This is a genomic window from Bradyrhizobium sp. AUGA SZCCT0283 (assembly GCF_018130385.1).
Taxonomy (GTDB): domain Bacteria; phylum Pseudomonadota; class Alphaproteobacteria; order Rhizobiales; family Xanthobacteraceae; genus Bradyrhizobium.
The window spans coordinates 378,767-403,656 of the sequence record NZ_JAFCLU010000003.1 but is presented as its reverse complement, the minus strand read 5'-3'; the positions used below and the strand labels follow the sequence as shown (position 1 = coordinate 403,656).

At 61.6% G+C, this 24,890-nt stretch carries 37 protein-coding genes and 2 tRNA genes; 18 read left to right on the top strand and 21 right to left on the bottom strand.

What is annotated here, in order from left to right; translation table 11 throughout:
- Positions 1 to 485, bottom strand: a 485-nt coding sequence (locus JQ624_RS07445; protein ID WP_212418180.1) for an acyl-CoA dehydrogenase family protein, incomplete at its 3' end; no start/stop codon positions are given.
- A 174-nt stretch (positions 486 to 659) separates the two neighbouring features.
- On the opposite strand from JQ624_RS07445, the gene JQ624_RS07440 reads away from it, so the two are divergent.
- Together JQ624_RS07440 and JQ624_RS07435 are read left to right on the top strand one after the other, a co-directional pair.
- Positions 660 to 1,328 carry a TetR/AcrR family transcriptional regulator gene (locus JQ624_RS07440; RefSeq protein WP_212418179.1) on the top strand — a complete coding sequence of 223 codons (669 nt, stop codon included), beginning with the start codon at positions 660 to 662 and terminating at the stop codon, positions 1,326 to 1,328.
- 29 nt (positions 1,329 to 1,357) lie between these two features.
- A complete protein-coding gene (locus tag JQ624_RS07435; RefSeq protein WP_212418178.1) occupies positions 1,358 to 1,855 on the top strand; it encodes an Lrp/AsnC family transcriptional regulator in 498 nt (165 codons plus the stop codon).
- A gap of 30 nt (positions 1,856 to 1,885) precedes the next feature.
- Here the strand turns inward: JQ624_RS07435 and JQ624_RS07430 are convergent, their stop codons facing one another.
- The gene (locus tag JQ624_RS07430) at positions 1,886 to 2,191 is read right to left on the bottom strand and encodes an ETC complex I subunit (RefSeq protein WP_212418177.1); all 306 of its coding nucleotides are present in this window, start codon (positions 2,189 to 2,191) and stop codon (positions 1,886 to 1,888) included.
- Between the two features lie 223 nt (positions 2,192 to 2,414).
- Here JQ624_RS07430 and JQ624_RS07425 point away from each other — a divergent pair, with 223 nt between their 5' ends.
- Positions 2,415 to 3,560, top strand: coding sequence for an OpgC domain-containing protein (locus JQ624_RS07425; protein WP_212418176.1), 1,146 nt, complete (start codon positions 2,415 to 2,417; stop codon positions 3,558 to 3,560).
- A gap of 31 nt (positions 3,561 to 3,591) precedes the next feature.
- On the opposite strand, the gene JQ624_RS07420 is transcribed toward JQ624_RS07425, so the two are convergent.
- On the bottom strand, positions 3,592 to 5,403 hold the full coding sequence (locus JQ624_RS07420) for a carbamoyltransferase C-terminal domain-containing protein (RefSeq protein ID WP_212418175.1): 1,812 nt from the start codon (positions 5,401 to 5,403) through the stop codon (positions 3,592 to 3,594).
- A gap of 337 nt (positions 5,404 to 5,740) precedes the next feature.
- On the opposite strand from JQ624_RS07420, the gene JQ624_RS07415 reads away from it, so the two are divergent.
- Positions 5,741 to 6,022: a hypothetical protein gene (locus JQ624_RS07415; RefSeq protein ID WP_212418174.1), complete on the top strand. Its 282-nt coding sequence runs from the start codon at positions 5,741 to 5,743 to the stop codon at positions 6,020 to 6,022.
- Between the two features lie 135 nt (positions 6,023 to 6,157).
- Here JQ624_RS07415 and JQ624_RS07410 read toward each other — a convergent pair whose 3' ends face one another.
- The 3 genes from JQ624_RS07410 to JQ624_RS07400 all read right to left on the bottom strand — a co-directional run bounded on the left by JQ624_RS07410 (position 6,158) and on the right by JQ624_RS07400 (position 9,104).
- Positions 6,158 to 7,165 (bottom strand): amidohydrolase family protein, encoded by a 1,008-nt coding sequence (locus tag JQ624_RS07410; RefSeq protein ID WP_212418173.1) that lies wholly within the window; start codon positions 7,163 to 7,165, stop codon positions 6,158 to 6,160.
- A gap of 130 nt (positions 7,166 to 7,295) precedes the next feature.
- Positions 7,296 to 8,072: a cyclase family protein gene (locus JQ624_RS07405; RefSeq protein ID WP_212418172.1), complete on the bottom strand. Its 777-nt coding sequence runs from the start codon at positions 8,070 to 8,072 to the stop codon at positions 7,296 to 7,298.
- Positions 8,073 to 8,120: 48 nt separating this feature from the next.
- Positions 8,121 to 9,104 (bottom strand): fumarylacetoacetate hydrolase family protein, encoded by a 984-nt coding sequence (locus JQ624_RS07400; RefSeq protein ID WP_212418171.1) that lies wholly within the window; start codon positions 9,102 to 9,104, stop codon positions 8,121 to 8,123.
- 86 nt (positions 9,105 to 9,190) lie between these two features.
- On the opposite strand from JQ624_RS07400, the gene JQ624_RS07395 reads away from it, so the two are divergent.
- The 5 genes from JQ624_RS07395 to JQ624_RS07375 are packed head-to-tail and all read left to right on the top strand — an operon-like array spanning position 9,191 to position 13,157.
- On the top strand, positions 9,191 to 10,114 hold the full coding sequence (locus JQ624_RS07395; protein WP_212418170.1) for an ABC transporter substrate-binding protein: 924 nt from the start codon (positions 9,191 to 9,193) through the stop codon (positions 10,112 to 10,114).
- Positions 10,115 to 10,125: 11 nt separating this feature from the next.
- On the top strand, positions 10,126 to 10,824 hold the full coding sequence (locus JQ624_RS07390; protein WP_212418169.1) for a GntR family transcriptional regulator: 699 nt from the start codon (positions 10,126 to 10,128) through the stop codon (positions 10,822 to 10,824).
- A gap of 4 nt (positions 10,825 to 10,828) precedes the next feature.
- Positions 10,829 to 11,632, top strand: coding sequence for an ABC transporter ATP-binding protein (locus JQ624_RS07385; protein ID WP_212418168.1), 804 nt, complete (start codon positions 10,829 to 10,831; stop codon positions 11,630 to 11,632).
- Positions 11,629 to 12,393: an ABC transporter permease gene (locus tag JQ624_RS07380; RefSeq protein WP_212418167.1), complete on the top strand. Its 765-nt coding sequence runs from the start codon at positions 11,629 to 11,631 to the stop codon at positions 12,391 to 12,393. Before JQ624_RS07385 ends, JQ624_RS07380 begins: the two co-directional genes overlap by 4 nt.
- Entirely contained in the window at positions 12,390 to 13,157 is a 768-nt protein-coding gene (locus JQ624_RS07375; RefSeq protein WP_212418166.1) for an ABC transporter permease, read from the top strand. The genes JQ624_RS07380 and JQ624_RS07375 overlap by 4 nt, the downstream gene beginning before the upstream one ends.
- A gap of 8 nt (positions 13,158 to 13,165) precedes the next feature.
- Here JQ624_RS07375 and JQ624_RS07370 read toward each other — a convergent pair whose 3' ends face one another.
- The 8 genes from JQ624_RS07370 to JQ624_RS07335 all read right to left on the bottom strand — a co-directional run bounded on the left by JQ624_RS07370 (position 13,166) and on the right by JQ624_RS07335 (position 17,222).
- Entirely contained in the window at positions 13,166 to 13,378 is a 213-nt protein-coding gene (locus tag JQ624_RS07370) for a hypothetical protein (RefSeq protein ID WP_212418219.1), read from the bottom strand.
- 124 nt (positions 13,379 to 13,502) lie between these two features.
- Complete coding sequence (locus JQ624_RS07365) at positions 13,503 to 13,727, bottom strand: hypothetical protein (RefSeq protein ID WP_212418218.1); 225 nt, start codon at positions 13,725 to 13,727, stop codon at positions 13,503 to 13,505.
- Between the two features lie 73 nt (positions 13,728 to 13,800).
- Entirely contained in the window at positions 13,801 to 14,385 is a 585-nt protein-coding gene (locus JQ624_RS07360; RefSeq protein WP_409334302.1) for a CAP domain-containing protein, read from the bottom strand.
- Between the two features lie 83 nt (positions 14,386 to 14,468).
- Positions 14,469 to 14,545 (bottom strand) — tRNA-Pro (locus tag JQ624_RS07355).
- 65 nt (positions 14,546 to 14,610) lie between these two features.
- Positions 14,611 to 15,060, bottom strand: a complete 450-nt coding sequence (locus JQ624_RS07350) for a DUF192 domain-containing protein (protein ID WP_249129517.1) — start codon at positions 15,058 to 15,060, stop codon at positions 14,611 to 14,613.
- Between the two features lie 167 nt (positions 15,061 to 15,227).
- Positions 15,228 to 15,893 (bottom strand): cold-shock protein, encoded by a 666-nt coding sequence (locus JQ624_RS07345; protein WP_212418165.1) that lies wholly within the window; start codon positions 15,891 to 15,893, stop codon positions 15,228 to 15,230.
- A 202-nt stretch (positions 15,894 to 16,095) separates the two neighbouring features.
- Entirely contained in the window at positions 16,096 to 16,857 is a 762-nt protein-coding gene (locus JQ624_RS07340) for a Sir2 family NAD-dependent protein deacetylase (RefSeq protein ID WP_212418164.1), read from the bottom strand.
- 128 nt (positions 16,858 to 16,985) lie between these two features.
- Complete coding sequence (locus JQ624_RS07335) at positions 16,986 to 17,222, bottom strand: hypothetical protein (protein WP_212418163.1); 237 nt, start codon at positions 17,220 to 17,222, stop codon at positions 16,986 to 16,988.
- 190 nt (positions 17,223 to 17,412) lie between these two features.
- On the opposite strand from JQ624_RS07335, the gene JQ624_RS07330 reads away from it, so the two are divergent.
- A complete protein-coding gene (locus JQ624_RS07330) occupies positions 17,413 to 17,580 on the top strand; it encodes a hypothetical protein (protein ID WP_212418162.1) in 168 nt (55 codons plus the stop codon).
- A 469-nt stretch (positions 17,581 to 18,049) separates the two neighbouring features.
- Here JQ624_RS07330 and JQ624_RS07325 read toward each other — a convergent pair whose 3' ends face one another.
- Entirely contained in the window at positions 18,050 to 18,235 is a 186-nt protein-coding gene (locus JQ624_RS07325) for a hypothetical protein (protein WP_212418217.1), read from the bottom strand.
- A gap of 336 nt (positions 18,236 to 18,571) precedes the next feature.
- Between JQ624_RS07325 and JQ624_RS07320 the strand changes: the two genes are divergently transcribed.
- Together JQ624_RS07320 and JQ624_RS07315 are read left to right on the top strand one after the other, a co-directional pair.
- Positions 18,572 to 18,718, top strand: coding sequence for a hypothetical protein (locus tag JQ624_RS07320; RefSeq protein WP_212418161.1), 147 nt, complete (start codon positions 18,572 to 18,574; stop codon positions 18,716 to 18,718).
- Between the two features lie 193 nt (positions 18,719 to 18,911).
- Complete coding sequence (locus tag JQ624_RS07315) at positions 18,912 to 19,106, top strand: hypothetical protein (RefSeq protein WP_108519492.1); 195 nt, start codon at positions 18,912 to 18,914, stop codon at positions 19,104 to 19,106.
- 54 nt (positions 19,107 to 19,160) lie between these two features.
- Here JQ624_RS07315 and JQ624_RS07310 read toward each other — a convergent pair whose 3' ends face one another.
- Positions 19,161 to 19,346, bottom strand: a complete 186-nt coding sequence (locus JQ624_RS07310) for a hypothetical protein (protein ID WP_212418160.1) — start codon at positions 19,344 to 19,346, stop codon at positions 19,161 to 19,163.
- Positions 19,347 to 19,474: 128 nt separating this feature from the next.
- Between JQ624_RS07310 and JQ624_RS07305 the strand changes: the two genes are divergently transcribed.
- Complete coding sequence (locus tag JQ624_RS07305; protein WP_212418159.1) at positions 19,475 to 19,684, top strand: hypothetical protein; 210 nt, start codon at positions 19,475 to 19,477, stop codon at positions 19,682 to 19,684.
- Positions 19,685 to 19,724: 40 nt separating this feature from the next.
- On the opposite strand, the gene JQ624_RS07300 is transcribed toward JQ624_RS07305, so the two are convergent.
- Positions 19,725 to 20,021, bottom strand: coding sequence for a putative quinol monooxygenase (locus JQ624_RS07300; RefSeq protein WP_212418158.1), 297 nt, complete (start codon positions 20,019 to 20,021; stop codon positions 19,725 to 19,727).
- Positions 20,022 to 20,094: 73 nt separating this feature from the next.
- Positions 20,095 to 20,250, bottom strand: coding sequence for a hypothetical protein (locus tag JQ624_RS07295; protein WP_212418157.1), 156 nt, complete (start codon positions 20,248 to 20,250; stop codon positions 20,095 to 20,097).
- A 238-nt stretch (positions 20,251 to 20,488) separates the two neighbouring features.
- Between JQ624_RS07295 and JQ624_RS07290 the strand changes: the two genes are divergently transcribed.
- On the top strand, positions 20,489 to 20,650 hold the full coding sequence (locus JQ624_RS07290) for a Flp family type IVb pilin (RefSeq protein WP_212418156.1): 162 nt from the start codon (positions 20,489 to 20,491) through the stop codon (positions 20,648 to 20,650).
- Between the two features lie 316 nt (positions 20,651 to 20,966).
- Here JQ624_RS07290 and JQ624_RS07285 read toward each other — a convergent pair whose 3' ends face one another.
- Positions 20,967 to 21,302, bottom strand: coding sequence for a hypothetical protein (locus JQ624_RS07285; RefSeq protein ID WP_212418155.1), 336 nt, complete (start codon positions 21,300 to 21,302; stop codon positions 20,967 to 20,969).
- 707 nt (positions 21,303 to 22,009) lie between these two features.
- Here JQ624_RS07285 and JQ624_RS07280 point away from each other — a divergent pair.
- Both JQ624_RS07280 and JQ624_RS07275 read left to right on the top strand, forming a co-directional pair.
- Positions 22,010 to 22,462 carry a VOC family protein gene (locus JQ624_RS07280; protein WP_212418154.1) on the top strand — a complete coding sequence of 151 codons (453 nt, stop codon included), beginning with the start codon at positions 22,010 to 22,012 and terminating at the stop codon, positions 22,460 to 22,462.
- A 478-nt stretch (positions 22,463 to 22,940) separates the two neighbouring features.
- Positions 22,941 to 23,588 carry a glutathione S-transferase family protein gene (locus JQ624_RS07275; RefSeq protein ID WP_312014385.1) on the top strand — a complete coding sequence of 216 codons (648 nt, stop codon included), beginning with the start codon at positions 22,941 to 22,943 and terminating at the stop codon, positions 23,586 to 23,588.
- Between the two features lies 1 nt (position 23,589).
- Here the strand turns inward: JQ624_RS07275 and JQ624_RS07270 are convergent, their stop codons facing one another.
- Both JQ624_RS07270 and JQ624_RS07265 read right to left on the bottom strand, forming a co-directional pair.
- The gene (locus tag JQ624_RS07270; protein ID WP_212418152.1) at positions 23,590 to 23,841 is read right to left on the bottom strand and encodes a porin; all 252 of its coding nucleotides are present in this window, start codon (positions 23,839 to 23,841) and stop codon (positions 23,590 to 23,592) included.
- 137 nt (positions 23,842 to 23,978) lie between these two features.
- Entirely contained in the window at positions 23,979 to 24,239 is a 261-nt protein-coding gene (locus JQ624_RS07265; protein WP_212418151.1) for a PilZ domain-containing protein, read from the bottom strand.
- Positions 24,240 to 24,475: 236 nt separating this feature from the next.
- Between JQ624_RS07265 and JQ624_RS07260 the strand changes: the two genes are divergently transcribed.
- Positions 24,476 to 24,550 (top strand) — tRNA-Glu (locus JQ624_RS07260).
- A 189-nt stretch (positions 24,551 to 24,739) separates the two neighbouring features.
- Positions 24,740 to 24,859, top strand: a complete 120-nt coding sequence (locus JQ624_RS39685) for a DUF3096 domain-containing protein (protein ID WP_212418150.1) — start codon at positions 24,740 to 24,742, stop codon at positions 24,857 to 24,859.
- Positions 24,860 to 24,890 lie beyond the last annotated feature (31 nt).

Sequence of the window (24,890 nt, the reverse complement as noted above, 5' to 3'; positions counted from 1 at the left end):
TTGTTGCCGTTGAGCACAAAGCGGTCGCCCTTCTTGTCGGCGCGGGTCTTCATCGAGACCACGTCGGAGCCTGCGCCCGGCTCCGACATCGCCAGCGAACCGACATGCTCGCCCGAAATCAGCTTCGGCAGGTACTTGCGTTTCTGTTTTTCGTTGCCGTTGCGGCGGATCTGGTTGACGCAGAGGTTGGAATGCGCGCCGTAGGACAGCCCGACAGCGGCCGAGGCCCGCGACATCTCTTCCAGCGCGATGCAGTGCTCGAGATAGCCGAGGCCGGTGCCGCCATATTCCTCCTCGACGGTGATGCCGTGCAGGCCGAGCGCGCCGATCTTGGGCCAGAGGTCGCGCGGAAACTGGTTGCTGCGGTCGATTTCGGCGGCGCGCGGCGCGATCTCGTTCTGCGAAAACGCATGCACCGTCTCGCGGATCGCATCCGCGGTCTCGCCGAGATCGAAGTTCAGAAGCAGCGCCCTGTTCAAGGCCATCATTTCCTCCAGTCTTCCAATTAAACGATCATACGTTTTTTTAACTAGCCTGCAAGCGGAACCTATTTGAACTCAAATAAAGTCTACAGGCGATTGAAATTACTATCCTTTCGTGCCAGAATTATACGATCGACCGCTCGTTTCCATAGCGGCGAATGCCACTTCAGAGGCCCCATGGCGCGAACGATCGGTTCACACGGCCCGAAGACGATGGAGGCGATCCGCAAAGCCGGGCTGCGCCTGATCTTCGAGCACGGCTTTGCTGCCATGAGCCTGCGCCAGCTCGCCGCCGAGGTCGGCATCCAGTCGGGATCGCTCTATAACCACATCTCGACCAAGCAGGAATTGCTGTTCGAGCTGGTGCGGGACCACATCAACGAATTGCTGCGCCAGCTCGATCGCGCCCTGCAGGGCAAGCAGCGGCCGGTCGACAAGCTCCGCGCCTTTGTCGCCTTCCACGTCAGCTACCACATGACCAGGAAGCGCGAGGTCTTCATCGCCAATTCCGAATTGCGAAGCTTGGAGCCGAAGAATTACGAAGCGATTGTGGCGCTGCGCGGCGCCTATGAGGCACGGCTCGCCGAAATCCTCACCGAGGGCGTCGCCGAAGGCGAATTCGAGGTCGTGGACGTCCAGGTGGCGACATTTGCGATCCTGGCCTTGTTGACCGGCCTCACCACCTGGTACCGGCCCGGCGGGCGGCTCACCAAGGAGGCCATCGTCGCCGCCCACGAAAAGCTGGTGCTGTCGAGCGTGGCCCCCGGCCCGGCGCCGGACCGGGCGCAAACCAAACGTCCCCCCTCCCGGCGCGTCGCCACGCGTGGCACGCTGGAGCGCCGATGAGGTGCCCACGAGGAGCCAAAGAAGAACCTATGACGGAACGCCACCCCCTCGACGACATCGACCTGAAGATACTGTCCGAGCTGCAAAGGGATGGACGTATCCGCAACAACGAACTGGCTGACAGGGTCGGCCTTTCCGAGCCGCCGTGCCGGCGGCGCGTTCGCGCGCTGCGCGAGCGCGGCTATGTCAGCGCGGTCAGAGCCACGCTCGACGAAACGCTGCTGGGCTACGAAGTCATTTCCTTTGTCCTGATCCAGTTGCAGAGCCAGGCCCAGGCCCCGCTGCAGGCGTTCGAAAAATCGATCGCGGCGGTGCCGCTCGTGCTGCAGAGCTGGCGGATTTCGGGCGATGCCGACTATCTGCTCAAATGCGTGGCGCGAAACGTCGAGGGCATGCACCAGCAGCTTCTGCAGTTTTCCGCGATGCCTGAAGTGCGCAATATCAGGACCTTCCCGGTGCTCGGCGTCGCGAAGGATGCGCCGCTGCCGATATCGGGCGATCCGTCGGCATCGGGCCTGGAGCGATAGCCCTCGTCCGGACTCCCGGCGTCGTCCAGCCTAATGCGTCCAGGGCTCGACGCGCTTGAAAGCGAAATTGTCGGCGTAGGCGGCCGGCCGGCGCTCCGAATCCCTGGGCTCGATCACCTGGTAGGCAATGCCCTTGCGCTCGCAATAGGCGATCGCGTCTTCCTTGGTGTCGAAGTGCAAGGTGAGCTGCTGCTTCATGTCGCCCGACGAGGTCCAGCCCATCAGCGGCTCGACCGCCCGGGGCTGCTCGGGCTCATAATCGAGCTGCCATTCCCGGGTCTTGGCCCTGCCCGATTGCATCGCGTTTTTGGCGGGCTTAAAAATGCGTGCGGTCATGGATGATTGGGTCCTCAAGCGATATGCGACACGGTAGCGTTTGGCGGAAACAGCCGGGATAGTATAGAGACACCTTTCAGGAAATTTGATCGGTGATTCCAGAGACCCGGATGTACCATTACCGTATCGGTATAGTCATTATGCCGTACTGTGACAATCTAGGGCTATCCGGCGCCCGGGACCTGCGCCATCCTCCCGAAAGCATCACTGCGAAACGGCAGCCATGAAAATCAACGCCACCCTGCCCGACAAAGGACGCGACCTCCGGCTCGACCTGTTTCGCGGGGTCGCGAACTGGGCGATCTATCTGGACCATATTCCAGACAACGTCGTGAACTGGATCACCACCCGCAATTACGGGTTCAGCGACGCCGCCGACCTGTTCGTTTTCATATCCGGCTATACCGCCTCTTTCGTCTATGCCCGGATGATGCTGGAGCGCGGCTTCATCGTCGGCGCCACGCGGCTGACCAAGCGGGTCTGGCAGCTCTATGTCGCCCACATCATCCTGTTCGTGATCTATATCGCCTCGATCAGCTATCTGGCGCTGCGCTTCGGCGATTCCGAACTGGTCAACGAGTTCAACGTCGTCGGCCTGGTCGACAATGCGACGGAAACGCTGCGGCAGGGATTGTTCCTGAAGTTCAAGCCCGTCAATCTCGACGTGCTGCCGCTCTACATCGTGCTGATGGGGCTGTTCCCGCCGGTGTTGTGGATCATGCTGCGCCAGCCCAACTGGACCATGCTGGCCGCGATTGCGCTGTGGCTGGTGTCGCGGCAGACCGGTTGGAACCTGCCCGCCTACCCGACCGGCACCTGGTACTTCAACCCGTTCTGCTGGCAGGTGCTGTTCATCTTCGGTGCATGGTGCGCGCTCGGCGGTGCACGGCAATCGGCAGGGGTGATCATGCACCCGGCCACGCTCTGGTTCTGCATCGGCTACATGATCCTGGCGCTTGTCATGACCATGGCCGGCAAGTTTCCGGCGTTCGGCGAGCTGTTCCCGCAGTGGCTGTATTCGACGTTCAACCCGAACGACAAGACCAACCTCGCCCCCTATCGCTTCCTGCACTTTGTGGTGATCGTGATCCTGGTCATCCGCTTCGTGCCAAAGGATTGGCCGGGACTGGAATGGAAGATTTTCGATCCGCTGATTGTTTGCGGCCAGCAGTCGCTCGCCGTGTTCTGCGTCGGCGTGTTCCTGTCGTTCGTCGGGCATTTCGAACTGTCGATGAGCTCGGGCTCGCTGTTCGCGCAGATATTCGTCAGCGTGACCGGCATCGCGATCATGACCATCGTCGCCTACTACATTTCCTGGTCGAAGCGTCAGGACAAGCCGCTCAAGCCGGCAGCGCCGAAAGCCGCCTGAGCGGCTCCTGACTGGACCGCGACAGCCGCCCTCAGGCCGGCTGCGCGGTCGAGGCCACCAGCGTCCGCACATCGGCGGCGATCGTGACCAGCGGCGCGACCACCTTGTGCATCGCGGTCTTCGAGACGATCGTATCGTGGATGACCAGATGATCGACGCCCGTGGTCAGAAAGCAGTTCACGGCATCCTGCGGCGTTTCCACGATGGGCTCGCCCTTGATGTTGAATGAGGTGTTGATCAGCACGGGAACGCCGGTCAGCGCCTCGAACTCCTTCAGCAGGCGGTAAAGCATCGGATTGGTTGCCTCGCGCACGGTCTGCACCCGTGCGGTGCCGTCGACGTGCACGATCGCCGGAATTTTATCCCGCCACTCGGGACGAACCGGTTTGGCGATCAGCATGAAGGGCGAGTCTTCATCGCCTTCAAAAATTTCCTTCATGCGCTCGGCCAGCACGATCGGCGCGAACGGCCGGAACGCCTGCCGGTGCTTGACGCGGCTGTTGAGGGTGTCCTTCATTTCGGGCTTGCGCGGGTCGGCCAGCAGGCTGCGGTTGCCGAGCGCGCGCGGCCCGAATTCCGACCGGTCCTGAAACCAGCCGATCACCTTCTGGTCGGCGAGCAGCCTGGCCGTGTCGCGGCACACGTTCTCGCTCTTGACGGCACCGACCTGGATGCGCACGAGGAGTTTCTTCAATTCCGTGGCGGCGTCCTGATCGCTGTAGCGCCTGCCGACATAGGAATGATCCATGACGAAGTCGCGGCGCTGCTTCAGAATTTCGAGCCAGCCGTAATAGGCGCAGCCGATCGCAATGCCGTCATCGCCGGCCGCAGGCTGGATCCAGACGTTCTCGAACCCAGCCTCGCGGGCGACCCGCCCGTTCGCCACGCAGTTCAACGCGACGCCGCCGGCCATGCAGAGGTTTTTTGCACCGGTGGTTTCACGCAGCCAGCGGGCACGCGCAAGCAGGACGTTCTCGGTGTCGTCCTGCGTACGCCAGGCCAGGTCTTCCCAGTGCCGCATCGCGGGGTTCTTTTCCCAGTTGCTGCCGGGTTCGAACACGTAAGGCTGCTTGAAGTCGGCGGTCCAGTGCGGCACCTGCAGCTTGCCGTCCGTCATTTCGAGCAAATGCTTGACCTGGTCGCGGCGGCCATAGGGCGCCAGCCCCATCAGCTCGCCGCATTTGTTCCAGTCGCCGAAAATGTAGGTGGAGGCGCGACTGTACAGCGCGCCGAGACCGGGCATGGTGTAGAATTCGTCGCTGAGGAAGCCGCGGTCCGGCTCCATCCAGACCTTCTTCAGGCATTCCAGCGTCGTGCCGCTGAACTTGTAGTAGCTCTCCGACTCCCGCGCGAGCGGCGTCGCCGTATCGCTGGCCGGAAAGGCTTCCATCACGTCGGAGCGGTAGCTGCCGACACCATCGACGATCATCACGACGCCATCCTCGAACGGCGACACCGCGAACGCGCTGTAGGCGTGCGCGAGGTGATGGGAGATCGTGACTACCTTGTCCTGACGCGACAGGTACAGCGGGTGCTTGGCTGCGTCGCCCCGCTCGAAATCCGGGAGGAAGCCCGGCGCATCGAAATAGACCAGCCGCTCCTCCATTTCCTGGACCGGCAGGATGTAACAATTGCGCACCACCAGATCGACGTCGTCGAGCGTAATGCCTTCGGCTTCGAGGCAATAGTCGATCACTTCCTTGTAGAAGCCCGATGCGTGCTTGGCCCGCGTGATCCGCTCCTTGGCGATGGCAAAGGCGATGGCGCCGTCGCGCAACAGGCAGGCGCTGACATCATGGTCGTAAGTGTTCAGGCCAAGGACATAAGTGTGTTTTTTGGACATGGGTACTCGTTAAGGCGAGGTGGTCTTACGCTGAGAAATGGAAATCGTGTCGAGATCAAGTTGCCGGCGTGGCCTTGCCGTAGCTTCTCTCGGAATTCTGCAGCGCACAATCATCCGTGTTCAGGAAGCATTCAGGAAGATGAACGGCGCAACGCAAAAATCCTCGGCAAATCGGCTGCAACTTGACCTTACCTGCCCTTCTTAATAGAGTCCCGAAAGCCCGCAAGAACCTTAGTAAAAATATTGTCTTAGCGCATCTGAACCGAATGCCTGCTCGCGCGTCTAAGTGAGACAGTGCTGAAGTCCAGGTGTCTGGAAGTGACCCGGAGATTCCCGAATGGCTAAACGCTACAATATCCTGACCCGCTGCCTCGCAGCGTTGGCTTTGTTGTTCGTCTACGTCGCCAGCACCTCTGCCATTCTGGTCGGCGGGACAACCACCTCCGCGCAGGCGCGTGGCGGCCGAGGCTACTATCGCGGCGGTGGCGTCTATCGCGGCGGCCGTGGCTTCTATCGCGGCCGCGGTTACGGCCGAGGCTACGGCTACTATGGCGCGCCACTCGTTGTGGGTCCCCGCTGCTGGTGGAATTCCTACGGCGTCCGCGTCTGCAGGTGGTGATATAGATCCGATCGCCGTCGCTTCAGACGGATCGGAGACAAGAATCAAGAATCAGGCGTGCCGGACAGTCCGGCGCGCCTTTTCTTTTTGGCGGCTCGCTCCACAACATGACGAGTGGACCGGCCAGCTCCCAAACTAGCTTGCCAGCCGCGGTAACAGCTTGAGCGCATTCCCCCGCTCGATCGCTGCGATCTGTTCTTCCGTAAACACACCCGCCTCGCGCAACCCCTTCACATGATCGCTGCCGGTCCGGTACGGGAAATCCGTTCCGAACACGATTTGCGATGGCGGGATGATCGCCGCCAACGCCGACATCGCGCCGCGGTTGGAGGTCTGCGCGGTGTCATAGAAGAAACGCTTCAGCTCGGCGAGCGTGCCATCAGGCACCGTCTCCTTGGCCTTCGGCACCAGCAGCGGATGACGGACGAAGCGCTCGATCAGGAACGGCATCGTGCCGCCGGCGTGCGAGAAGATCCAGCGGATATCGGGAAACCGCCGCGCATTGCCGGAGAAGACGATGTCGGCGATGGTGCGCGTCGTGTCGGTGCCGAACTCGATCATGACAGGCGGCTGTGTCGGCACCAGGTTCACGCAGCAATTGGCCGCCGTCGGATGGGTGTACACCAGCGCCTTGCGACGATTGAGTTCTTCCATCACGGGCAGGAATGATGGATCGCCGAGCCACTTGTCGCCGTAACTCGTCATCAAGGCGATGCCGTCGGCCTTCAGGGTATCGAGCGCATACGTCAGTTCGCGCAAGCTGCCTTCGGCGTCGGTGAGCGGCAGCATCGCGAAATTGCCGAAGCGTCCGGGATAATCCGCGACCAGTTTTGCGCCATACTCATTCGACTCGCGGCAGAGTTTTCGCGCGGCATCGCCCTTGGTGAAATTGACGGCGGGCGTGGTGACCGACAGCATCGCGGTGGCGATGCCGGCCTTGTCCATATCAGCCAGTGATTTCTCGATGCTCCAGTTCTTCATCAGCGGATCGCCAAAACCGCTGTCGTTCGACGCGGTCACGTAGGTCGGCGGCGACAGATGATGGTGAACGTCAATGCGGAACGGTTTTGTGTCGGCGGTTTGTGCCGTTGCCCGGTTGCTGCCTACCGCCGTTGTCAGCGCCAGCGCGCCGGCGCCGAACATGAAGCCGCGCCGGCTTGGGCTGGCGAGTGACGGACTTGATGGGCCACAGCAAAAGCATCCCCGCAGCGGGGGCGTGCGCAAATCCGTCATCCGTTCTCTCCCTGCTTTTGTTTGTTGTCGCATGCAGCCTTCAGCCGTCGAGGATGGCGACCGCCCGGGTCCAGCCCGCCGAAGCGCGCTCGATCTTCACCGGGAAGCAGGACACCGCAAAGCCGGTTGACGGTAGTTGTTCGAGATTGTGCAGTTTTTCGATGTGACAATAGCCGATGTGGCGACCGGCCTTGTGGCCTTCCCAGATCAGGCTGGCGTCCCTGGTCTCGGCATATTTCTTCGCGGTGTAGATGAACGGCGCATCCCAACTCCAGCCGTCGATCCCGGTCAGCCGCACGCCGCGCTCCAACAGATACATCGTCGCCTCGTAGCCCATGCCGCAGCCGGAGGTGACGTAATCGGGCCTTCCATATTTGACGCCGGCGCTGGTGTTGACCACGACGATTTCCAGCGGCGACAGCGTATGGCCGATGCGCTTCAGTTCAGCCTCGACATCCTTGGCGGTCGCGACATAGCCGTCCGGAAAATGCCGAAAGTCGAGCTTCACACCCGGCTGAAAGCACCATTCGAGCGGCACCTCGTCGATGGTCCAGGCGCGTTCGCCGCGGTTCATGGTGGGATGGAAGTGCCAGGGCGCGTCCAGATGCGTGCCGTTGTGGGTCGAGAGCGATACCTGTTCCACCGCCCAGCCCTGCCCGTCCGGCAGGTCTTCCGCCTTCAGCCCGTCGAAGAACTGCAGCATCCGCGGCAGGCCCTGCTGGTGGTCGATATACTGAATGGTCGGGTGATTGCCAGGCGGGTCGGCCGGCACGTCGTTTTGCAGGGGAACGGAGATATCGATCAATTTGCGCGCCATGGCGTTTCCTCGCGTGATGTTCTTATTGGTGACGTCGCCGGCAACAGACTATTGCCGCTCGACCCGGTTCTTCAACGTGCCGATCTTTTCGACTTCGAGTTCAATGGTATCGCCGTGCTCGAGATACCAGCCGAGCTCGAGGCCGCAGCCATTGCCGACGGTGCCGGACCCGATGAATTCGCCGGGCATCAGGGTCTCGTCCTTGCTGACATGGGCGATGATCTCCTCGAACGAGAATAGCATGCCCTCGGTCACGCCCTGCGAACGCATCTTGCCGTTGACGCGTGCTTCCATCTTCAATTTGTAGGGATCGCCGATCTCGTCGGGCGTGACGATCCACGGCCCCATCACGTTGCCGCCGTCGAAACTCTTGCCTTTCGCCGGGCCCAGCCGGCCCTCCATTTCAATGCGCTGGGCATCGCGCGCGGAAAAGTCATTGAAGATCGTATAGCCGAATATGTGGTCTTTGGCCTTGGCGGCGGAGATGTTGGCGCCCTTGCTTTTGGTAATGACGCCGAATTCTAGTTCGTAATCCATCACCTGGCTGTAGCGCGGCCACTTCACCGTGGTGTTGGTGCCGCGGACGCTGAAGCGGTTGGTGATGTAGTAGATCGGCTGCTTGCGGTAGACCTCCGGCAGTTCGCCGAGCGGTTCGGCCTCGATCCGCGCCAGTTCCGCCGTGTCGCCCTTGGCGCGCGCGGCGAGCTTGAGCTGCCCGCGCGGGGCCTGCAGGATGTGCAGCGGAAACGACATGCCGTCCCGCATCTGCCGCGGCTCAGGGACCGGCGCGAGAACCTCGGCCGTCCCGGTGTTGATTGACAGGCTCTCGTCCTTGCCGTGCTTCTCGAACACTTTTGCCGCCTGTTCGAGTGCGCTCTCGCCGGCGTCGATCAATGCCAGCATCGACGCGAAGGCCGGGTTGGCGCTTCCGCTCCGGCTAGCGGCGGCCGCGAGATCGAACAGAGCCGTATCGCCCGTATGCACGATTCCGATCTTTTCCTGTCCGCCGGATTTGAATGTTGCGAGTTTCACTGGATGACCCCTTGTTTTCCGATGAAATATATGATCAAAAAAAATATCGATAAACAAGCCTGAAAAATGTAGATGGGGAGAAAGCCGTGAAAAAGGTTCTTGCCGCCCTTGCGGTCAGCGTGGCGCTGACCGGCACCGCCTTTGCGCAAGCCAAGATCCAGGTCGGCTGCACGGCGACCTCGGACTGCGCTTCGGCGATGGTGGCGATCGACGAAGGCATCTTCAGAAAGCACGGGCTCGAGGTCGAGATGACACCGATCGCCATCAACTCGAATATCCCGGCCGCGATCCTGTCGAACTCGATCCAGATCGGCGGGCCGACCTCGACCGTGTTCCTGCAGGCCGCCGACGGCGGGCTCGATCTCGTCGCGATTGCCGGTGCAACCGTGATGAGCCCGGTGTCGAACGGCAACATCACCGCCTTCGTCCGCAACGGCATCACCATCAAGGAGCCGAAGGACTTTGTCGGCAAGAAAGTCGGCGCGCCCGGGCTGAACGCCTTCCTGCACGTGCTGTTCGTGAAATGGCTGGTGGAGAAGGGCGTCGATCCCAAGAGCGTCAATTTCGTCGAGGTCACCTTCCCGACCATGGCCGATATCATCAAGTCCGGCGGCGTCGACGCCGTGCTGACCGCCGAACCGTTCGTGACCCGCATGACCAATGCCGGACTGGGCTCGGTCGGCGCGCGCTATGCCGTCGAACTGGCGCGCACCCATCCCATCATCTTCTACGCAGCGTCGCGCGAATGGGCGGACAAGAACGCCGCGGCGATCAAGAAATTCCGCGACGCGCTCGCCGAATCCGCCGTCATCGTCAACAACGACCGCGAAAAGGCGTCGACCTCGATTTCAAAATTCACCAAGCAGCCGATCGAGCTGGTCAAGGCGACGCCGCCGAACCGCTCCGAACCGGTGCTGAAGCCCGAGCAACTCGCCTGGTGGATCGAGGTGATGTCGACGCAAAAGATGCTGCAATCCAAGCTCGACACCTCGAAGCTGGTCCTGAAGTAGAGGATTTCGCGATGCCGGCGTCCGAGCGCCAACCGAGCCGACCGGCGGCAGAGGCCGCCACGCTGAGCGAGCGCGCGGCCATGCTGGTCGAGCAGGACATCCTGGCCGGTCATCTGGCGCCGGGATCGCGGCTTGGCATCGTCGACCTCGTGCAGCGCTACGAAATCGGCGCCACGCCGCTGCGCGAAGGCCTGTCGCGGCTGATGTCGCGCGGACTGATCGTCGGCACCGGGCAGCGCGGCTTTCGCGTCGCCGATATCAGCCGCGAGGATCTGCTCGACATCACCTGCATGCGCACCGCGATCGAGGTCGAGGCCATCAGGCTGGCGATCACCCACGGCGATGACGCCTGGGAGGCCGGCATCGTCAGCGCGCTGCACCAGATGCGCCGCCACATCGAGCGGACCGGCGATGAATTCCGCGAGGGCGCGGAGGATTTCGACCGGCTGCACAAGGGGTTTCATACCGCGCTGCTGGCCGCCTGCGGCTCAAAACGCCTGCTCGCGGCGCATTCCGATCTCTACGACCAGGCCTACCGCTACCGCCGGGTGATGATGCGCTCCTTCGACAGCGGCAAGAAATTCGTCCGCGCCCATCAATTGCTCGCCGACCGCGTGATCGCGCGCGACATTCAGGGCTCGCAAGCGATGCTATCTGCGCATCTCCGCTCGACTATGGACTTCGTCTATCCGTCAGGCAGCGAGAGCTGACATCATGGCAAGCGCCGCAAAACGCCTCGAAGCCGTATCCGGTACCATTGCGCCGCAGATCGCATTTGACGGGGTCACGCTCGTCCTCGGCGGCAAGACCATCATCGAGAATCTCGGCCTCGGCGTCCGACCCGGCGAATTCCTCTGCATCGTCGGCGCCTCCGGTTGCGGCAAGACCACGGCGCTGCGTCTGGCGGCTGGGCTCTATCAGCCGACCAGCGGAAGAGTGAATTTCGACGGCCAGCCGATGCGCGAGCCGCGTCGCGAGATCGCGATCGTGTTCCAGGATTACGGCAAGGCGCTGCTGCCGTGGCGCACCGCGGCGGGCAACGTTTCGCTGGCGCTGGAAGCGGGCGGCATGCCGTCGGCCGAGCGCCCTGCCCGCATCGAGGAATTGCTGCGCACCGTCGGCCTGCCAGGCCACGCCGGCAAGTATCCGTCCGAGATGTCAGGCGGCATGCAGCAGCGCCTGCAGATCGCCCGCTGCCTGGCGCAGGAACCGAAGACGCTGCTGATGGACGAGCCGTTCGGCGCGCTGGACGCGATGACGCGGCAGGGGTTGCAGGACGAGGTGCTGTCGCTGGTGGCGGCGAGCGGCGCCACCGTGATCTTCGTGACCCACGACCTTGATGAAGCGATCTATCTCGGCGACCGCGTGATCGGCCTGCTGCCGCATCCGGGACGGATCGGGATCGAACTGCCGGTCAACCTGCCGCGCCCGCGCGATCAATTGTCGACCCGCGAGCATCCGGAATTCCTGCGGCTGCGGCGGCAATTGTTCGATTTCATCAAGGCGACCGAGCAGTGACGGGCAATTCCGCCAAGGCGCTGGCGTTGCCGCTCGCGGTGCTGCTGGCGTTCGAGGTGTGGGCGCGCGCCACCCATCTGCAAAGCGACAGCCTGGCGCCGCCGAGCCAGATCGTCATGGCGCTGATTGGCGCCTTCGCCGATTTCTCGATTCTCGCGGCGACGCGCGACACGCTGTTCTCGGCCTTCACAGGCCTCGCCATCGGCACCCTCATTGGCCTCGCGTTCGGCATCGCCTTCGGAATTTCGGATACGCTCAACCGCCTGATGGAAGTAACCGTCGAGGCGATCCGGCCGATCCCCTCGATTGCGCTGTTGCCGATCGCGCTGATCGCGCTCGGCTTCGGCTACCGCATGGAAATCGTGATCGTGGCGTTCGCTTGCGTCTGGCCGATCCTGATCCTCTCGCGTGCCGCCGTGCGCAGCATCGAGCCGCGGTTGATGGAAGTGGCGCGGGCGCTGCGGCTGCCGCCGGCGCAGCGGATCTGGAAGATCATCATCCCGGCGGCGCTGCCGCGGATCTTCGTGGCCTTTCGGCTGTCGGCCGGCATCGCCCTGATCGTCGCCGTGACGGTCGAAATCGCGATCAATCCGCTCGGCCTCGGCGCCGGCATCATGCTGGCGCAACAGGCGCTGCGCCCCGACCTGATGCTGGCCTATCTGGTCTGGATCGGCATCATCGGCTACGCGCTGAACATCCTTCTGACCGTAGCCCAACAGCGCCTGTTCGGCCGCGCCGCGTTGAGCGGAGACAGCCCATGAACCGCACAGCCCTTGTCTGGCGATTGGCGAGCTTTGCGGTTGCCGCCAGCTTCATTGCGCTCTGGCAATTGATCGCCAATTTGAAACTGGTCTCGCCGGTGTTCCTGCCGGGGCCTGACCGGGCCTGGGCGGCGCTGGTGCGCGGATTTTCCGCAGGCGACCTCTGGAGCAAGCTCGCCGGCACGCTCGAACACATGACCTATGGCTGGCTCGCCGCCTCGATCGCCGGCATCGCGATCGGCGCGATCATCGGATCGTCGCGCACGATGCGGACCTATGTCGCGCCCTCGCTGGAGTTTTTACGGCCGCTGCCGGTATCGGCGATCATTCCGGTTGCGATCGCCATGCTCGGATTGACGCAGGCGATGGCGCTGTTCGTGATCGCCTTCGGCGCGATCTGGCCGATCATGCTGGCGACCATCCATGGTTTTGCGGCGGTCGAGCCCCGGCTCTACGAGGTGGCGCGCTCGTTGCAGATGTCGCGGCTCGCCGTGATCTTCAAGATCGCGCTGCCCTCCGCCAGCCCCGACATTCTCGCCGGCATGCGCCTCAGCCTGACGGTGGCGCTGATCCTGTCGGTGGTCTGCGAAATCCTGGCCGGCCTCGACGGGCTCGGCCACTGGGTGCTGCTGTCGGCCCGCGCGTTCCGCTCGGCCGACCTGTTCGCCGGTGTCATCCTGCTCGGTGTCACCGGTTACGTGACGTCGGTGGCGATGTCGCTGGCCGAGAACAGGCTATTGGCATGGCAGGCGGCGCAGCGCTGACTGGGCCGCTACGGCTGCGAAGCATTCTCCGACACCGGTTCCGGCATCCGTTCAAGCCAGGCTGAATTCTTCTTGGTCCTGACCACGTCTCTGCGGACGTGCCCCATCCATCGCCAGGCGGCCTTGAGACTGAAGGTGACGAGCACCTCATGGTGCCGCATCCCCTTGCCGCCCTTGACCAGGCCGAGATCGCGGATGACGCAGTACGTCCCGCTGCTCATGCGGGCGAACTTCGCACCTTGAAAATGATTGCGCACACGCGACAACATGCGTGCAGCATGCACCGCACGTCGATTCCGTCAACCTTGACGGCCGCAGAATCAACCTGGCCGAGGTACGAAGCCGTCAAAGCGTTGCGTTGTTGCCGCGCTCGCCGATGCGATGCACCTGACCGGTCGGAACCCGCACGCGGCTCAATACCTCGCGGCGATCGCTCATCCGCGCGCTCGACGGCTCGCGCTGCGCAAAGCATTCAAGAATCTGGATACGGATTTCCTCCGCGACCGGACCTTCGACCCGGCGCATGCGATTCCAGAGCCGGATTATTTCCCGTTGCTTCTCGACATCCATTGGTCACCTCCGAGGAATAACCAATGAGAACATAACGAGAACAATATTGCAAGCCGCAAAGTTGCGACTTTCTCTAGAAGCAGATGCTGAGAATCTTCAGTCGGCAGGCCTCAGCCGCGCGCGATTTCGGCTTCGTCGTAGTTGCCTGCTTTGATTCCTTCGGCGAACTCTTTGGCGAACTCTTCGGCTTTTTGGGACTCTCATAGTCGCCCGCGATCACCATGGCCCAATACATGCGACCAGTCTTCGCGCTTTTCACGCTGGCAACACCGACGCGCGTGGCGCCGGGCAGCAGGAGGTTTTTTCGGTGCCCGGACGAATTGATCCACTGGTCGAGGGTTTTGGGGAAACTGTCATAGCCATACGCAATGTTCTCTGCGGCCCGGCCGGCGCCCGCCGGGCCGACGCGCGTATTGAACCGGCCGAGGACATCGTGATCCAGTCGGTCCTTTGCGGCCATCGCCTCGGCTTGATCGTGCGCAATCCGTGTGAGAGCAGCATCCAGGGTGACGCGCTTCTCCCCGTGCTTTAGCCGAAAGTCAGAAATCATCTGCGCCGGATTGGCCGCGGCCGTCCGGCCCAGGACTGTGGTGGCAAGACAAAGCGCCAGCCCCAGCAGCAGAGCCTGCCGCGCCAGAATGACTATCTTCGTACCAATCACACGTTTTCCCCTGCCCTTGCCCAATTGGGATCGCTGGGAAGATTCAATCCGAAAAAGACTCGGCAAGTCATTGATTTTATTGGTCGGGGCAGCTGGATTCGAACCAACGACCTGCAGTACCCAAAACTGCCGCGCTACCAGGCTGCGCTATACCCCGATCCGATGCTGGGAAATGCGTCGATACACGCTTAGACCCCGGCCATCAAGGCGCTCCGGACCGGCTCAGCGCTTATTGAACAGCGGGTGCGCCACCCGGTCGCCGGGCTGAATGCCATACTTTTGCGCGGTGCCCGCAATCACTTCCAGCACGCCCTTGGCGAGCCCGCCGGAGGAGATGATCTTGGTGGAGAACGGCTCGGTATTTTCGGCGATGCGCAGGATGCGGCCGTCGGCGCGGATGAAGATCATGTCCAGCGAGATGTAGGTGTTCTTCATCCACATCGAGATCTGCTGCTCCGGCGAGAAATCGAACAGCATGCCTTTACCGTCGGGTAGTTCCTTCCGGTACATCAGCCCCTGGGTCTTCTCCTCCTCCGTCGTCGCCATTTCGACCGAAAACACGTGCACGCCTGACTTGGTAGCGATCTCGAGCGGCTGAACGCTCGCGGCCCGCGCGGCAGGATTGGCGCAGAGGATGACGAGCACGGCGGATGCCGCGGCCAGCGACGTCATCAGGCGGCCGTCAATGCGAAGCCGCGCAACCATCAAAGCGAAATTCATCAAAGCACTCATGCCGGACATCAGGGAATTGCCGGGGAACCCTAACCTGATGATTGCGGCAAATGCCAGAGGCCGCCGCGCGGGTGCGCGGCGTCCGGCTCAAATTTCCGTCAGCAGGATCAATGCGACGACAGCGCCGACGGGCCGGTCTCGGGATGGATCTCGGCCGCCATCATGCCCTTGGACCCCGGTCCAAAGCGCACCAGCACATACTGGCCCGGACGCAGCTCGGTCATACCGAAGCGGCGCAGCGTTTCCATATGGACGAAAATGTCCGGCGTGCCCTCGCCGCAGGTCAGGAAGCCGAAGCCGCGCAGCCGGTTGAACCATTTGACCTGGGCCCGCTCCAGCCCGCTGGTCGGCGTGACGCTGACATGAGTCCGGGGCGGAAGCATTTGCGCCGGATGGATCGCGGTGGACTCGTCCATCGAAACGATCCGGAACGCTTGATAGCCCTTCGCGCGCTGCACGCATTCGACCACCAGCCGCGCGCCTTCATAGGCGGTCTGATAGCCGTCGCGCCTAAGCACGGTGACGTGCAGCAGCACGTCGGGCCAGCCATTGTCCGGAACGATGAAGCCGTAGCCCTTGGAAGCGTCGAACCATTTGATGACGCCGGATATTTCGACAAGGTTGGCTGCGGCATCGCCGAGCCCCGAAAACGCATCCACCGCCGGATCGCGTTGCGCGCCGGCTGTGTATTCACTCGGTCCAAGTCTGTTTTGCCCTGTCCCGCCTGACGGCGGCCCCCCGAGCTTCTTGGACCCAAATTCGTCCGACCCCATGACCCCGGACCTCACACATTCAAAAAAAGCGGTCCACTATCGCCATCGTGGACCGGAACACGCGCCCTACCATGACCATCATGGTAACGCAGCGCGAATCTCTCGAATCAAAAGATAACACTCCCGATTGCGGCGCATAGCTAAAAAAAACAAAATTGCGGGGGCTATGAACAGCCTTGCACAGCCGCGAATCAGTTGGAGATCAATTGCCTACAAACGGTCCGAGCGTTTCCCCGATGTCGAAACGGATCACCAGATCGGCGATATCGTCCTGTTCGGTCGGCTCGTTGTTGATGATGACCAGCTTCGCGCCGCTGTTCCTGGCCATCAGCGGAAAACCTGCGGCCGGCCAAACGACTAGCGATGATCCGATCGCCAGGAACAGGTCGCATTGCTGGGCCAGTTCGGTGGCGCGGCGCATTGCGTCTTCCGGCATCGCCTGTCCGAACGAGATTGTCGCAGTCTTCACCGGCTCGTCGCAGATGGTGCAGTCGGGGGCGTCGCCGGTTTCTTCGAAACGCGCTTTTACCCAAGGAAGATCATAGGCATGTCCGCAGCCGATGCAGCGGGCATAGGTGGTGTTGCCATGCAGTTCGACCACATCGTCGGCCTTGAAGCCCGACGCCTGGTGCAGATTGTCGATGTTCTGGGTGATGATCGCCGGGATCTTGCCGGCGTTGTAGAGCGAGGCCAGCGCGCGATGCCCGCGGCCGGGCCTTGCCGCTGCAAAGGTTGCTTCCATCGCAAAGCGCCGCCGCCAGGCCTCGGCCCTCGCCTCAGTGCTGGAAACGAATTCGTCGAACGCGATCGGGCGGTTACGGGTCCACAGGCCGCCGGGCGAGCGGAAATCCGGAATGCCGCATTCGGTGGAAATGCCGGCACCGGTAAAGGGAACGATACACGAAGCTTCGGCGATCATGTTGCCGAGCTGCTCGACACCGCTGCGCAAATCCTTGGCGATCACCGCTGAATTTTCCGAAACAATGGGCCGCGCCGACTATAGCACGGCCGATCGGATTACCAGATCGATGCGCCCAGCCCGGACGGGCAGCATGCGCATCGTCGGCCCTCCCACGTATCAGGCGGCTCTAATCATGCTGCCTTGGCGACCTGTTCCTTCGGCTCCTTGGCTTCTTCGGTCTTCTTCGCCTTCGGCGCGGGTGCGCTTTCCGCCTTCTTCACCGCCTTGCCGTACTGGGCCAGCTTTTCCAGTTCCGCTTCGAGCTCGGCACGGCGTGCTGCGACTTTCTCGAACAGCTTGTCGGTGGCGTTCTCGCGCAGACTAGCGAGTTCTTCGATACCAAGTGAATCCAGATCGATCTTTGCCATTGGAACCTCCCGTTTGTGTCTTTCGCTAACGGGAACCCGCGTGAGCGACAAGAATGCGCCACACCTTATCCACTGCCTTCGCTTCACAACCGCAGGCGATCACAATGCTGCAAGCCCGCTTCCCCATTCACGCCCCATTCGCGCGCGCCAATGATGGCGGGGCGCGAATCAAACAGAACACGGATGGGCGATGACGGAGAAAGAAGAAAGACTCGCGCGCGACCGGGCCGAAATCGCAGCCCGCGTCGCGAGCTTCAGGGAAACCCAGCAGAAGTTCGAACGCGAGCGTGAAGAGTATTACGAGACGACCTTGGCCAATGCGCTGAACGGATCCGGCCGGCCCTCGTTCTGGCGTTGAGGCGGAACCAGCAGAAGCTTGCGCGGCCTTCGCGTTATCACCGACAGGATATGGCGGGTGGAACCGCAAGCGGATTGCGCCAGGAAAATTCGCCAAGAAATTCCGAGAACGGCAGGAACGAAGCCGGCGCCTCGACGTTTTCCTGCCAAGTGCAGCAACCTTGCGAGAGGTGAAAGCACGAAAGACCCCGTCTGCATCTTCGAATGCAGGCGGGGTTTTTTCATTGTGGAGCGGACGGCCCGCGGCCGCGCGCGATCGCGAGCCATGCGATCGGGCGGGTCTGATCATCGGATTACGCAGGAACTAATATGGCCCTGGCGGAGTTCCCTACAGGGAAAGGTGTGCCATGCCCGCGTGGATGGAAATTCTGATCAATGTGATCGGCTATGCCGGCTTCATCGCCATCGCGACCTATCACAAATCGCCAGGCGAGAAATTTCCGGACCGCTGAGCGCTGGAGTGCCGCGCGCTAGTTCGCCTTGTGCGGTTCACCCGCGGTGCGGACCAGCCTGTCGGCCTTGACCAGCGCATGGCCGCTTTCGGCTTGCGGCCGCAATGAAAAGCTGATGACGACAAAGGCAAGGCAAAACAGCAGGCCGACCACCATGACGCGCCGGTGGGTCGGTTTGTCCGCGTTATGAAACGAAGGGACCATGGCCTGTTTTCCTCATGCCATCCCTATCGCAACTTCAAATACGCACAACGCGATTTGGGTTTTAACCTAACTGAATAGGGTTATCTGCGTTTTCGCGAGTAATCGATCCGACATCGATGGCGCGGAGCAAGACTCCTTTTGTTCTCAAAGAACGAACAGGGGGCGTGTTTTCCGGCACGGTTGCCGTGTTAAGATACCGTTACCTCGCCGCTTCGTCCTCTTACTCCTCCGATCGATCTCGCGCCGATTTGCTGTCCCTCATCCCGCCATGTTCGGTCGCGTGCCGGACGTCGAACCTTTTTGGCGCAGCCCGTACTTATCCAAAAAGGTGCTGCGATGACCCAAGCCGACCACTATCGAGATCAGTCCAACAGGGCCAGGCGGCTTGCCGAAGCCGTCAAGGATCCGGAAGCCTCGAAGAAGCTGATCGAGATGGCCGGGGAATTCCGTCTCTATGCCGAGCGGCTGGAAGAGACGCATTAGGACCTTTCGGTTCCGATTGAAGCCGCGCCGGCGCAGGCTTTCGCCCGAAAACGCGATAAATTTTTTTGACGCCGGTCATGGAAACTTAAGCCTCCATTTACCGAGCCTCCCTGAAATGTCGCGCCGTTAACCGAACCTCTTTACAAAGCGTAAATCGGCGCCTGACAGGGTTTGGCCCAGGAGGGTTAATCCCATGGTCATTTATCCAATACCGGTTGAAGTGACGCAGGCCAGAATACAACTCGTCGTCGATCAGAACGCCAAGGCGCCGCCGACGACGATCAACCAGGATCTTCAGGCCGTCTATCACGCCAAGGCGGCCGCCGTGGAAGCGGCCCTTGCGGATGTGCCGCCCGACGAACCGTCCCTGCTGGACGTGAAGGTCTGATCTGACGAATACCAATCTTGCGCCGAGGGCCAGACTGCGTCCGGCCCTTCTCGCTCACGATCGCCATGCGAGTTGTTGTGCGTGCACGACGCCGAGCGTCAGCAGCCCGCCTATGCCGGCGAGCACCGCTAACCCTGCGAACCAGACCCATTGCGGCCTTTCCTTGTAAGCGAGGAAGGCCGAGCAAATCGTGCACACGATGGTCGGCATATTTGCGACCAATAAAACCCACGCCAGCATTTCAACCTCCCGAAGTGAAGCGGATGTGCGAAGGCTAGCGTGCCGTCAGAACAACACTGTGCGTCCGGTCACATCCATCCCGCCTGCACTGGCGCTATCGTCGCGGCATGACGGCGCTTCGGGAAATCATGACCTGGATCATTCAAGCCGTGCTGTTCGGCATCGGGATCGGCTTTGCCGGGCTGACGGCGCATCTGGCCGGCCCGCTGCTGGCCACAGCTTTTGCGATCGACGAATTGATCCCGACCGCGCTCGTCTTCGTTGCCGTGGCGGCGGGCCTCGGCTGGATCGGAAACAGGTTCTGGCCGGAAGACTGGATGTACAATCCCCTGCTCTAACATCCGTCGCGATGGCTTTCCGGGCGGGGCGGCAGTTTCCTTATCGCGGTATCGCTTCCGCCCGATAGATCTGCGTCCCAGTCGTCTCGACGATGCGGCCCTTGAGCGATCTTACAAACGCCTTCGAACCTTCGACGGCGAAATGCGTGCGCAACGCCGCCTCGTCAGCCCATTGCTCGAAGAAGAACAGCCGCATCGGGTTCTGGCAGTCGACATGCACGTCATGCGAGATGCAGCCCGGCTCCTTGCGGGAGCGCTCGACATGCTCCAGGCAGGAATGGAGCACGTCGTCGAAAGTGTCCTCGCGCACCAGGATGCTGCTGGTCACGATGATCATGTCGAGGCCCCCCGCTGCCCGCGCGTCAGCCAACCGCCCGCCGCCGCAGGCGCATGGAAGCGGGCAGTTGTTGTTAGTGCATCAGGCGCGGCACGACAACCGAGACCGCCAGCAATACGCCGAGGCTGGACACCACGGACAATTTCATCCGAGCCGTCCTGGCGTCGGTAATCGGAAGCACGAAAAAGAAAATCATCGCGAGAATGAGCAGGCCGTTGATCAGAAACATGGTTGATCCCTCCGTTGGCGCGACAATGGAGGGGACAGCCGATCGGGTATGTGTGAGGGATCACGCAGGTGACGCGGCGTCTGGCTCGGCAAAAGGCAAAAAGACATTCGCCCGAAAACAATGCCGCGAATGCGTGTGGAGCCGCAGCTTCAGGGACCGTACAATTTTACGGTTTTGGTTTTCACAACGGCAACTTGGGCGTGCGACACCATTTCCGTCGAAATTCGAGAGAGAATCAATGCTCGGGAAGTTTCTGCGCGACGAGTCCGCCGCCACCGCCATCGAATACAGTCTCATCGCCGGGTTTATCGCCCTGGCCATCATCGCCGCCGTCGGAATGACCGGCCAAAGGCTCGTCGAACTGTTCGAGAGTCTTATTCCTGCGTTGACCCTGCCCTGACACGCCAGGTGACGATTAAAGCCCTGCAAGGTTGAGGATGGCGAGGCCGCCCGACATCCAAAGCGCAACCTCGGTAAGCCATGAGGCAAGTTCACCGGGGTCCTTCCTGTCAAATAGCTGAAGTACCGACGATCCGGTAGCAAGGAAGAGAAGCTCGGGAGGCAAGTAAAGAAGCCGGTCGAACATCTGGTTTCCGGGTCGCAATGGCGCGCGTTCGGCACATCGACCGCGACGTCTCACGGGGCCGCCGAACAGAGGCCTCTCCCCAAAGAGGCCGCCGTCCAGCGCGTGCGCTCCAGTCCGCGCGGCGTCAGCTTCATCCTTTCAGGTCGACACCCCACCTCGCCTTCGCGGCAGCCTGCATCTCTGGCTTCCTGGCGTTGCCCTTGCCGGTGGCGTGTAGCTTCAGTCTTGAGAGATTGATCGCCGACCACGGCAGCCCCGCCAGCTCGCAGGCGAGAACGGCAGCTCCGAGCGTTGGGAAGAAAGCTTTGACGCTTGAGAACTGTCCGAAGAATGGCTCTTCGATGCAGACGCCGGTGCACTCAGGCGGCGCGTTGCGGACGATGATGCCACTGCCGCCGACCGTGCGGCTGCAGATGTTGCCTTCAAGCCGAATTGTCTGGGCATCCGAACCTCCATCAATGAACACCCTGCTGACACAGGGTGTCGTCCCCAGGTGCAAGCCTAAGACAAATCCACAGCCCAATCATTGAGCTTCGCTTGGTTTACCCACAAGGAACAGCGGCGGCTTGCGCTTGGCTTTGCGAATGAAGGCTTAAACCTCGCCCGCGAGTTTGCTGGCAGGCGAACAGGAACGGTTGGCTCGGGTCCCCGGTGTAGACGTTCATCACCGCGAACATCTTCATCAGAACCTAATCTGGCTAATCAGCCACCCCACCGCCATCGGAATGATGAACCCGATCACAGATACTCCGAACTCTGAGATGCCAAGCTTTCCATCCGGCATTTTTGTAAATGGGTTGAAGCAAGGGCCTTCCCGCTCATCGCACGTTATCTGACCCCGCGAGAGCGCCGTTAAAACCGCAAGGCCGATGTAAAAACAAACCAAACCCGAACAGGTAGGTCGAAGCGGAGCCGCCCGTATATTTTGCCATTTTGGCTTCCTAGATTCACAAGGCGTCGCTTCATATCGCCGAAGGTGCAGTGACCGTTACTCAAGGTCAAGGTTTCGCCGTCTGGGGGGATGCAGCGGGTCTGCCCATCCAACAACAGGGCTGGAAAAGTATGGCACGCAAACGGCACGCAACACCCTGCCCCTTGGCGCATTTTGCTGCTATTTATCGCCCGCCCAAACCATAACCAATATCTCCAAACGTTCTCAGGAGGACAACAAACATGCGCTATCTCCACACCATGCTGCGCGTTCGCAATCTCGATACCGCGATGAAGTTTTACCGGGACGCGCTGGGGCTGAAGGAAGTACGCCGGGTCGACAACGACAAGGGCCGGTTCACGCTGGTGTTCCTGTGCGCGCCCGAGGACGAAGGCCTGTTCAAGGCCGCGCCCCAGAACCGCGGCGCGCCGCTGGTCGAACTCACCTACAATTGGGACGAGGAGAAATACGGCGAGGACCGCTATTTCGGCCACCTCGCCTATGAGGTCGACGACATCTATGCGACCTGCGACCGCCTGATGAAGGCCGGCATCACCATCAACCGGCCGCCGCGCGACGGCAACATGGCCTTCGTGCGTTCGCCGGATCTGCATTCGATCGAGCTGTTGCAGAAGGGCGAACCGAAGCCGCCGGCGGAGCCGTGGTCCTCGATGCCGAACACCGGCCACTGGTAAGCCTTGTACAACAAGTGAAAGCGCATGGCGGCTGACGCGCAGCCGCCATGCTGATGACGTCAATGCCGAAGTGCGCGAGGCGGTCGAGCGCGACGGTGACTTGCTGTTTCGAATTGGATTGCCGCTCCCGGAAATCCGAAATCATAAAACGTTCCTTCGCGCCAGGTTCTTTTCCGCGCAGGAACTGGCCGCGACCTCCGGCGTTTTCTCCTCGACTGCATTTTTGAGGAGGAAATGATGGGACGAGGACTTCTGTTGTGGTTGCTTGGCGTGCCTATTCCGGTGATCATTCTGCTGTGGCTGTTCTTCGGCCACTGACCGGCTGACGCCAGCCGACGCGATGCACGAGAAATCGTGGCTCTGTCGCACTGCGGCGGAGCCTGATTTTTTGTCGGGCTTCAACGCGCGCAAGAAGCGCGCTTTTTCGCTGATCTTCAGCTATGAACGGCGATCGGAAGATCAGCGGGAGCGACAACGCGTGGCCGACAACAACAAACAACAACTCACGATCTGGGGCCGGGCCAATTCGGTCAATGTTCAAAAAGTGCTGTGGTGCCTCGCCGAACTCGATCTCGCCTATGAGCGCATCGACGCCGGCATGCAGTTCGGCAAGAACACCGAGGCGCCGTATCTGGCGATGAACCCGAACGGCCGCGTGCCGACGCTGGTGGACGGCGACTACGTGCTGTGGGAATCCAATTCGGTGATGCGCTATCTCTGCATGGCCTATGGCGAGAATTCGCCGATCTACCCCGCGCAGCCGAAAGCGCGCGCAAGCGTCGACCGCTGGCTCGACTGGACGCTGTCGACGCTGCAGCCGGTCGACCGGCCGGTGTTCTGGGCGCTGGTGCGGACGCCGGTCGAAAAGCGCGACATGGCCGCGATCCAGAAGGATGTCGACGCCGAGGCCGTGGTGTGGCGGATCGTCGAGGCGCAGCTGGCGAGCGGGCGCTTCATCGAAGGCGACCAGTTCACGATCGCCGACATCGCGCTCGGCGCCTATGCGCGGCGCTGGCTGGGAGTCGAGGGCGTCACCAAGCCGAAACTGCCGAACCTCGATCGCTGGTTTGCGCAGTTCGCGGCCCGCCCCGGCTTCACACAGTTCGTCGCGCCGCCGATGACGTGAGCTAACGTGAGCCGCCGGAAACGCCGGCGCCGACGCTCACCGCGCCGCCGATTTTCATGCAGGTGTTGGTGCCTTCGATCTTGACGAAGCCCGCACCGTACTCCGCGCAGGCGTTGGCCGAATTCGAGCGCTTCAGCGGCAGCAGCTTGCCGGATGTTGCGGCCTTGTCGGGCTTCTGGGGACGGGGCTGCTCGGCAGCCGCGGCAACCGAAGGCAGCACCACAGCCATCATGACCAGGAGGGATTTTCGCATCCCGCCTTTTATCGCCGCTCGCCGATCAGTGCCAGAGTAGAGCCTTTCGGTTCTGATTGAATCAGAACCGGGCTCTCGATTCTTGTTTTGACGCGTTTTCTTGACGCGAACCGGTGTCCACTTCGCTCGAAAACGCTCTAGCGGACGAACTTGACGCCGACCGATTTGCCGCGGCGCCAGACCACTTCGCAGCGGCGTCCGGTCCTGGTGTCGCGCGAAAACGCCAGCCGCAACTTCGCCGGCAGCGAATTGGGATCGTCGATCGTGACCTTCGCCCCCGTCGTGGACAGATCCTGCACCACGCATTGGCGCGCGGCAAAACCGCCCTCGAGCGTGATCCACCCGGGCTGACTCAATGATTTACGCGTCTCGCGCTTTTTGCTCGATAGCAAGGCCATGTCGGAAGTTCCCCCGATGAAAGCCTTACGCCATGCGGCTTTAAAATCCGTTGCATCCCGCCATCCCCGGGCGTCGATGGAGACCCGGAACGGCCGCAAAAAACGGGTTTTCGAGCGGCTTGCCCACCCGGCCAAACGCCACTATACGTTCGCCCGTCGCCGCCTCCATGGAACAGGACGGCCGGCGGCCAACACGGCCTATCAATCGCATAACGCGTTGATTTTCCGGTTGTTTTGCTCCCTTCGTCTATCGGTTAGGACGCCACCCTTTCACGGTGGAGAGAGCGGTTCGATTCCGCTAGGGAGCGCCATCTATCTCAATGGCTTAGCTCACACCCTTCCATGTCCAATGTTCGCCCAACACCAATGCGTAGACATGTCCGGATTCGCCCATTTGTGAATCTCGCCTCGTGGAGTTGTGACGGGGCTGCCATGCATAGCTTACCGGCGTAGCGATCATTGTCGCCCTTTTACGTCGCGGTGCGGCTCCTGCCTCATAGTTGAACGGCCGGCATCGATCGCCGGCGTGTGCACCCCGCATCGTTAGCGGCGCAGTAGCGGTCTATCTGATTATCGCCGGTCTTCTCGGGCTGAACGGGATCCATCACTTCTTCAAATAGGTCCGGAGCGCGGGACCGAAGCCCCGCGCCT

Coding starts and splice junctions, on each gene's coding strand:
- JQ624_RS07440 (WP_212418179.1), top strand. CDS start 660: ATGGCGCGAACGATCGGTTCACACGGCCCGAAGACGATGGAGGCGATC.
- JQ624_RS07435 (WP_212418178.1), top strand. CDS start 1,358: ATGACGGAACGCCACCCCCTCGACGACATCGACCTGAAGATACTGTCC.
- JQ624_RS07430 (WP_212418177.1), bottom strand. CDS start 2,191: ATGACCGCACGCATTTTTAAGCCCGCCAAAAACGCGATGCAATCGGGC.
- JQ624_RS07425 (WP_212418176.1), top strand. CDS start 2,415: ATGAAAATCAACGCCACCCTGCCCGACAAAGGACGCGACCTCCGGCTC.
- JQ624_RS07420 (WP_212418175.1), bottom strand. CDS start 5,403: ATGTCCAAAAAACACACTTATGTCCTTGGCCTGAACACTTACGACCAT.
- JQ624_RS07415 (WP_212418174.1), top strand. CDS start 5,741: ATGGCTAAACGCTACAATATCCTGACCCGCTGCCTCGCAGCGTTGGCT.
- JQ624_RS07410 (WP_212418173.1), bottom strand. CDS start 7,165: ATGTTCGGCGCCGGCGCGCTGGCGCTGACAACGGCGGTAGGCAGCAAC.
- JQ624_RS07405 (WP_212418172.1), bottom strand. CDS start 8,072: ATGGCGCGCAAATTGATCGATATCTCCGTTCCCCTGCAAAACGACGTG.
- JQ624_RS07390 (WP_212418169.1), top strand. CDS start 10,126: ATGCCGGCGTCCGAGCGCCAACCGAGCCGACCGGCGGCAGAGGCCGCC.
- JQ624_RS07385 (WP_212418168.1), top strand. CDS start 10,829: ATGGCAAGCGCCGCAAAACGCCTCGAAGCCGTATCCGGTACCATTGCG.
- JQ624_RS07375 (WP_212418166.1), top strand. CDS start 12,390: ATGAACCGCACAGCCCTTGTCTGGCGATTGGCGAGCTTTGCGGTTGCC.
- JQ624_RS07370 (WP_212418219.1), bottom strand. CDS start 13,378: ATGAGCAGCGGGACGTACTGCGTCATCCGCGATCTCGGCCTGGTCAAG.
- JQ624_RS07365 (WP_212418218.1), bottom strand. CDS start 13,727: ATGGATGTCGAGAAGCAACGGGAAATAATCCGGCTCTGGAATCGCATG.
- JQ624_RS07350 (WP_249129517.1), bottom strand. CDS start 15,060: ATGACGTCGCTGGCCGCGGCATCCGCCGTGCTCGTCATCCTCTGCGCC.
- JQ624_RS07345 (WP_212418165.1), bottom strand. CDS start 15,893: ATGGGGTCGGACGAATTTGGGTCCAAGAAGCTCGGGGGGCCGCCGTCA.
- JQ624_RS07335 (WP_212418163.1), bottom strand. CDS start 17,222: ATGGCAAAGATCGATCTGGATTCACTTGGTATCGAAGAACTCGCTAGT.
- JQ624_RS07330 (WP_212418162.1), top strand. CDS start 17,413: ATGACGGAGAAAGAAGAAAGACTCGCGCGCGACCGGGCCGAAATCGCA.
- JQ624_RS07325 (WP_212418217.1), bottom strand. CDS start 18,235: ATGGTCCCTTCGTTTCATAACGCGGACAAACCGACCCACCGGCGCGTC.
- JQ624_RS07320 (WP_212418161.1), top strand. CDS start 18,572: ATGACCCAAGCCGACCACTATCGAGATCAGTCCAACAGGGCCAGGCGG.
- JQ624_RS07315 (WP_108519492.1), top strand. CDS start 18,912: ATGGTCATTTATCCAATACCGGTTGAAGTGACGCAGGCCAGAATACAA.
- JQ624_RS07310 (WP_212418160.1), bottom strand. CDS start 19,346: ATGCTGGCGTGGGTTTTATTGGTCGCAAATATGCCGACCATCGTGTGC.
- JQ624_RS07305 (WP_212418159.1), top strand. CDS start 19,475: ATGACCTGGATCATTCAAGCCGTGCTGTTCGGCATCGGGATCGGCTTT.
- JQ624_RS07300 (WP_212418158.1), bottom strand. CDS start 20,021: ATGATCATCGTGACCAGCAGCATCCTGGTGCGCGAGGACACTTTCGAC.
- JQ624_RS07295 (WP_212418157.1), bottom strand. CDS start 20,250: ATGTTTCTGATCAACGGCCTGCTCATTCTCGCGATGATTTTCTTTTTC.
- JQ624_RS07290 (WP_212418156.1), top strand. CDS start 20,489: ATGCTCGGGAAGTTTCTGCGCGACGAGTCCGCCGCCACCGCCATCGAA.
- JQ624_RS07280 (WP_212418154.1), top strand. CDS start 22,010: ATGCGCTATCTCCACACCATGCTGCGCGTTCGCAATCTCGATACCGCG.
- JQ624_RS07270 (WP_212418152.1), bottom strand. CDS start 23,841: ATGCGAAAATCCCTCCTGGTCATGATGGCTGTGGTGCTGCCTTCGGTT.
- JQ624_RS07265 (WP_212418151.1), bottom strand. CDS start 24,239: ATGGCCTTGCTATCGAGCAAAAAGCGCGAGACGCGTAAATCATTGAGT.